The organism is Bacteroidota bacterium (genome assembly GCA_034723125.1).
GTDB lineage: Bacteria > Bacteroidota > Bacteroidia > CAILMK01 > JAAYUY01 > JAYEOP01.
In genome coordinates this window covers 2434-10379 of sequence record JAYEOP010000368.1, presented here as the reverse complement: position 1 = coordinate 10379, position 7946 = coordinate 2434, and the positions used below count along the sequence as shown (strand labels likewise).

Sequence of the window (7946 nt, the reverse complement as noted above, 5' to 3'; positions counted from 1 at the left end):
CAACTTCAACATTAAAAGACCCTTCACATAATTACACAACAGACGATACATTTACAATAAAACTTTGGAACACTTCCGATTTAGGTTGCATGGATTCAACAATAAAAACCAACTATGTATTTCCTTCTCCACTTGTAGCTTTTGACATTAGCGACAGTCAACAATGTTTTAACGGCAATTCTTTTGTTTTCACAAACAATTCAACAATAAATACAGGTACACAAACTTATCTCTGGAATTTTGGTGATGCCTCCACTTCCAATACTACAAGTCCTGTTCACACTTATGCAACTGATGATACTTTTACGGTATTTCTTATTGCTAACTCCAATTTGAATTGTGCTGATACATTGAGCAAAACAACTTATGTATTCCCTAATCCAAATGCAATATTTTCTAAAGGCGACAGTAGCCAATGCTTTAACGGAAATCATTTTAATTTTATAAACTTCTCAACTATAAACTCAGGAACTCAAAGCTTTTTATGGGATTTTGGAAATGGAACTACATCAACTTCTTATAGTCCTGGATTAGCTTATCAAAGCGATGATACCTTTGTAGTAAAATTGCTTGCAACATCAAATTTAGGTTGTAAAGATTCAACAAGCCAAACTATTTATATTTTCCCTTCACCACTGGCAAATTTTTCCATTATCGACAGTCAGCAATGCTTGAATGGAAACAATTTTACTTTCAGCAATAATTCAACTATTAATTCAGGAACAATGAATTATTTTTGGAGATTCGGAGATAGCAATTCTACAGTTTTGCCTAATCATTCATTTGCCTATGATGATACATTCTTTGTAAGGCTGATTGTAACATCAGGGTTGAACTGTAAAGATTCAACCGAACAAACTGCTTATGTTTTTCCATCGCCTTCAAGCAATTTCTCAATAAATGACAGTCAGCAATGTATTAATTCCAATTATTTTCTTTTTACAAATTCAAGTACAATCACAAAAGGAACATATTCAACATCATGGGATTTTGGAGATGGTAGCAACACAACAAATTACAGTCCTGACCATATCTATTCCAGCGATGATACTTTCTCTGTTAAGTTAGTACTAAACTCTAACCTTGGATGTTCAGACAGCATTCTAAAAACAACTTACGTATTTCCAAACCCTGTTGCCGATTTTAACATTAACGATACACAACAATGTTTTAACACAAATAATTTTGTTTTCACAAATACTTCAACAATAAACACAGGCACGAATACTTACTTATGGAATTTTGGAGACACACTTCAATCCACACTTACAAATCCATCTCACGCTTATGCTTTTGATGATACTTTTAATGTAAAAATGATTACAATTTCAAATCTGGGTTGTAAAGATTCATTAAATAAAATCAATTATGTTTTTCCCTCGCCTGTTCCTGATTTTCAAATAAATGATTCTATTCAATGCTTTAACGGGCATGAATTCAACTTTACAAATTCATCAACTATTAATACAGGTTCCATGAATTATCTATGGCGATTCGGTGATGGAGATACATCTGCTTTAACTTCTCCTACACATACTTACGCTATTGATGACACTCACAATGTTGAGATACTTATTACTTCCAACTTAGGATGTCAGGATAGCTTAACAAAAAGTGTTTATCTATTCCCCTCTCCTGTCCCCAATTTTGTTATTAGCGATAGCCAACAATGTTTTAACAGCAATACCTTTGTTTTCACAAATACCTCAACAATTAATACAGGCTCACAAACTTATCTTTGGAATTTTGGTGATAACGATACTTCATCACAAATTAATCCTTCACACAATTATTTAACAAATGATACTTTTACGGTAAAACTTACAATTAACTCCAACTTGAATTGTATGGATTCCATTAGCAAAACAGTTTATGTTTTCCCTTCACCTCAAATGGATTTTTCAGTAGTTGACAGTCAACAATGCTTTAACGAACATCATTTTGTATTCACAAATTCCTCTTCAATAAATTCAGGAAACATGAGCTACGAATGGCTGTTTGGAGATGGAGATACAAGCTTTACAACACATACTGATCACAATTATACTTATGATGACACTTTCCTTGTCAAACTAAAAGCCACTTCGGGATTAGCTTGTCAGGACTCTGTAACAAAGCCCATTTATTTATTCCCTTCACCAATCCCTGATTTTTCAATTAACGATAGTAGTCAATGTCTGAATGGAAATAATTTTGCTTTTACAAACAATTCAACAATTAACACCGGTACGCAAACTTATCTTTGGGATTTTGGTGATAACGACACTTCAACACAAATTAATCCTTTACACTCATATTCAAATGATGATACATTCACTGTTACACTTTTCTCAACATCAAATCTGAATTGTAAAGACACAATTGAAAAAACAGCTTATGTTTTCCCTTCACCTATTGCTGATTTTGTAATAAATGACAGTACGCAGTGTCTAAACATAAATCAGATTGACCTAACAAATACATCAAGCATAAACTCAGGTTCCTTAAATTATAACTGGAGTTTTGGAGATAGTGATTCAAGTTCATTAATTAACCCATCTCATAACTACTCTTATGATGATACTTTTACAATTGAATTAATTGCTATTTCAAATCTCAACTGTTTGGATTCCATTTCAAAAACCACTTACATTCATCCTATGCCTGCCAGTGATTTTTCCATTAGCGACAGCACTCAATGTTTTAACGCTAATAATTTTGTTTTCACAAATGAAACATCACTAAAGTGGGGAAGTTGGAATAATGTATGGGATTTTGGAGATAATACACAATCTACAGTTGTTGACCCTACTCACACTTATAACTATGATGATACTTTTGCTGTTAAATTACTTACAACTTCAAATATGGGATGTTTGGATTCAATTATTAAATACCTTTATGTTTATCCATCACCTATTCCTGCTTTTTCAATAAACGATAGTTCTCAGTGCCTTGCATCAAACAATTATATTTTTACAAATAACTCTACCATCAATTCAGGTACACAAACATATATTTGGGATTTTGGAGATAATCAAAATTCAACAACAATTAATCCTAAACATTCATACTCAAATCATGATACATTTGGTGTCAAATTAATAATTACTTCAAATTTATTGTGTAAAGATTCCATAACAAAAACAGTTTTTGTAAGACCAATGCCAGAAGCAGATTTCTCAATAGTTGATAGCATTCAATGTTTTAAAGGAAATAATTTTAACTTTACAAATGCCTCAACAATTCCTTACGGAACACTTTCATATTTGTGGGATTTTGAAAACAATCAACAATCAACGGCAATTAACCCTGCAATTACCTATACATCAGATGACACATTTAATGTTAAATTAATTGCAATTTCTACTTTTAATTGTAAAGATTCAATTATCAAAAAAGCTTATGTTTTTCCTTCTCCAAAACTTAATTTTTCTATCAATGACAGCACACAGTGCCTAAAATGGAACAAATTTAATTTTACAAATCTTTCCTCTGTAAACACAGGCACACTGAATTATAATTGGTATTTTGGAGACGGTGATAGTTCTACCTTAACAAACTCTAAACATTCCTATTTAAATTATGGAAATTATCAAGTTCAGTTGTTTGGCATTTCCAATCTAAATTGTGAGGATTCATTAACAAAAAGTATTGAAGTATTTCCAATGCCAAGCTCCTCTTTTTCAATAAATGACAGCAACCAATGCCTTGACGGCAACAATTTTGTTTTCAATAATCTTTCAACAATTCCCTATGGAAGTTTAAATTATAATTGGTTATTCGGTGATTCAAAACAATCAACAATTAGCAATCCTACTCATGTTTACGATACAAACAATACTTACACTGTTAGCTTAATTGCAACAACTAATAATTCATGTGTGGACACATACAATATTTCAATAGAAGTACATCCAATGCCAATTCCTGATTTCAGTTTCAACACACCTTGTTTGGGAGATACAATATATTTTAAGGATTTAACTTCAATAGATGCCCCGGGCAAACTTGGTAGTTGGCAATGGGATTTCAAAAATGGAGATTCATCAATTTTACAAAACCCGACAAATATATATTACACAGCAGGAACTTATCATGTTATGTTAAAAGTAACATCTTCAAAAGGATGTAGCAGATTAACTTTTAAAAACCTAAAATTTACCGATCACGTTGACCCTGCAATACTTGACTTTGCAACAGTTGAAAATAATGAGTTTGTAAAAATAGTTTGGACTCCGTCAATTGTTGGTAAACCAATGACTTTTAATCTTGAACGTTCAATTGATAATAATAATTTTTCAAATATCCTAAGTGTTACACCTGATGTTTTGGAATATATAGATAACAATGTTAATGTAGCAACAAATTCATACATCTATCGTATTCAAGTAACTGACAGTTGTAATTACATAAGTCCTTACAGTAATATCGGTAAAACAATTTTATTAAATATTGATATTGATGAAGAAGACCCCTTATTACAATGGACAGCCTACAAAGAATGGAAAGACGGGATTTCTCAATATGAAGTGCAACTTAAAGATGAAGAGTTGGGAATATTTAAGCCCATTCATTTTACAAATGATACTTTTTATAAAGATACTGAAAGAGATGAAAATTATTGGGAATATTGTTATAGGATAATTGCTCACAGAAATGGAGACGGACAATTAAGTTATTCTAATTATGTTTGCACTCCTACTCCATTTAGTCTTTGGGTACCAAATGCCTTTACTCCTAATGATGACCCAAATAATCCAACTTTTAAAGTTAAAGGCAGATTTATCACTCAATACAATATTAAAATTTATAATCGTTGGGGTGATTTAGTTTATGAAAGTAATGACATTGATGCACCATGGGATGGTACTTACAGAAACAAATTACTTCCTAAAGGAGAATATTTTTATACAATTTACGCTAAAGGAACTAAAGGACAGACTAAGCTTATACATGGAACAGTTCTACTTATAAGATAATCCCTCAAAATAAAAGCTTAAAATTTGAAAGCAATTCCTATTCTTCTTTTTCAAATATTTTTTGTATTTACTCCAAAAAATATTATTTTAGCATTTTTTAATTTTATTATATTTTACCGAATAATCGCTAAATGTTAAAAAAAATATTATTTTTTCTACTGATTACAAATGCAGTTTTTGCCTCTAACGAAATTGATAGCTTGACAAATCTTTTAAATTCGGAAAGCAAAACAAAGTTAAACGACAAAGAAAAAGTAGAAGTTTTAAATACGTTATCTGAATGTTTATTTAGTAAAAACCTACCCAAAAGCCTTGAATATAGTCAGGAAGCCTATAAGTTAGCAAAAAAGATTGATTATGATGATGGCAAGTTAAGTGCACTTGTAAATATCGGAATAGTATTTTATTACAAAGGTGATTTTGAAAAAACAATTAGATATTTTCAAACATCGTTAAAAATAGCCCAAAAAAAGAATAATGAAGAATGGATTGCGATGTCATACAATAATATTGCAAATGTTTACAGTGATTGGAAAAAAACAGAAAAAGCTCTTGAATATTATAAAAAAGCTTTAGAAACTTATTTAAAAATTGGAAATAAAAACATTATTGGAAAATTATATAACAATATTGGAAATACATATAATGACATTGGAGATTTTGAACAAGCTTTTGTTTATCTTCATAAATCTTTAACGATAAAAGAAAACTTAAATGATTATAAAGGCATTTCAAATACAATTTCTAATATTGGACTAATTCATTTTAAAATGGAAAATTATCAAAAGTCTCTTGATTTTTTTCAACAATCATTAAAATACAGAAAAGAAATTGATGACAAAATTGGAATTGCAACAGTATCTAATAAAATTGCAGAAGTTCAAATTCATTTAGGGAATTTGGAAGATGCAGATAAAAAGCTCAATGATGCACTCAAATTAGCAAATCAATTTGAATTAACTAACCTTAAACCATCCATATATTTAAATTTATCAAATCTATATTTTGAATTAGGAGATAATAAAAATGCTCTAAAATACTTCAAATCTTACCATAATATTCATGAATCCATTTTTAATAACGAAAGCAGAAAAAGAATTGAAGAATTAGAAAAAGTTGAAAGTATTAAAAAAGAAAAATTATTAGAAAAAAACAACAAAATACTTCAATTAGAAATTGATAAACAAATATTTACAAAAAAAATTATAGTACTCATTGCCATTTTGATTCTTCTAACAGGAATTTTTATTTATAGCCGTTATCGAATTAAAATGAATTTTATTAAACTTCTTTCAGAAAAAAATGAAGAAATTAAATTGATAAACAATAAATTAGAATCGCTTAATGAGAAGTTGGAAGAACGTGTTAATGAACGTACTAAAAAGTTGAAAGATGAAATTGTCGAAAAAGAGAAAACTCAAAAATCATTAAGTATAGCATTGGAAAAAGCAGACGAAGCAAATAGGTTAAAGACAGAATTTCTTTATAATATTAGCCATGAAATAAGAACTCCTCTAAACAGCATTATTGGTTTTTCCGGATTATTAAAAACAGAATTAGAAAATACAAAATATAAGGATTTAGCAAATTATGCAAGCGAATCGGAAAAAAGTGGTGCTCGCTTATTAAACCTATTGGATAATATAATTGACATTAGCAGACTTATATCTAGAACTCTTAAAATAAATATCCAACCCTTATCAACAAATAATATTATTAATGAGGTTTATGAGCTTTTTACATTTAAAGCAAATGCCAAAGGTTTAAAATTTTCATTTATCCCTAGTGATATTCCAAATGCAATTGGCGACAAAGAATTACTTGTAAAAGTAGTGAGTTTTATAGTTGATAACGCAATAAAATTTACAAACAAAGGAAGTATCGAAATAAAAACAGGATTTTTAGCCAAAAATAATACTGTTTTCATTGAAATTTCAGACACAGGAATTGGAATAAGTTCTAAATATCAATCAAAATTATTTGAATCCTTTACACAGGAAAGTAAAGAATTAGGACGTGCGTATGAGGGTGCAGGACTTGGCTTACCACTATCCAAAAAAATTATTGAACTCATGGACGGTGAAATTATTTTAAAATCCAAAAAAAATGTTGGAACTGTTGTTAATTTAATTCTTCCTTCTTTCATAACTCCTACAGGCAAAGGTGAAGATAATATTGATAGAATTATTGAAAATATTAAATATATAAAACCAAATATTTTAATTATTGAAGATGACGATAGTAGTGGTTATTTATTAGAAATATTACTTAAAAAAATCGCTATAATTAAGTTAGCGACAAATGGTAACAATGCTATAAATATTATTAAAGAATATAAAAACAAATCAAAGTATTTTGATTTAATACTCTGTGATGTTAACCTTCCTCATCCTTGGGATGGAATAAAACTAATGAAAGAAATAAGAAAAAAATGGAAAGAATACAAAAATACTTCAATAATTGCACAAACAGCTTATGCACATTCATCTAATGGGCTATCATTTATAGATGAAGGCTTTGATGCTTATATTTCAAAACCAATCAATAAAAAAAATCTAATAAAAATTATTAATGAATTTATTGAAAAAAGATAAAACAATTCAAATTTTACCTTTTTGAGAACTTTATGCTAGCTTTATTTAAATATTTATTCCCTTTAATTTTTCAAGCTTTTCAACAGACCCGGCATCAAACCAATTTTTATGATTATGGTGAAAAGCCAAAAGTTCTTTTTCTTTTGAGAGTTTTAAATAGGGAGTAATAATTGAAAAAGTTTCTTTGTTTTCAAAAAGCTCAAATATTTCCGGAGATAAAATATGTATTCCACTAAATGCGTACTGCCTAAAACTATCACACTTTCTTGAAATAATTTGCTTATCAGTTTTATAACTTTTCCATCCTGCTAAAAAGTTATTTGAATCAAACAACAAATAATTTGTTGATTTTCTATCAGAAACAGCAAGACTTACTAATGGGTTATTTTTT

Annotated in this window: 3 protein-coding genes; 2 read left to right on the top strand and 1 reads right to left on the bottom strand. The window is 29.2% G+C overall.

The window, feature by feature from the left end:
* Nucleotides 1-4961 (top strand): PKD domain-containing protein (locus U9R42_09880; protein ID MEA3496329.1); only part of this gene is annotated, 4961 nt, incomplete at its 5' end.
* 131 nt (nt 4962-5092) lie between these two features.
* Nucleotides 5093-7555: a tetratricopeptide repeat protein gene (locus tag U9R42_09875; GenBank protein ID MEA3496328.1), complete on the top strand. Its 2463-nt coding sequence runs from the start codon at nt 5093-5095 to the stop codon at nt 7553-7555.
* A 45-nt stretch (nt 7556-7600) separates the two neighbouring features.
* On the opposite strand, the gene U9R42_09870 is transcribed toward U9R42_09875, so the two are convergent.
* On the bottom strand, nt 7601-7946 hold a 346-nt coding region (locus tag U9R42_09870; GenBank protein MEA3496327.1), incomplete at its 5' end, for a nucleotidyltransferase family protein.

Coding starts and splice junctions, on each gene's coding strand:
- U9R42_09875 (MEA3496328.1), top strand. CDS start 5,093: ATGTTAAAAAAAATATTATTTTTTCTACTGATTACAAATGCAGTTTTT.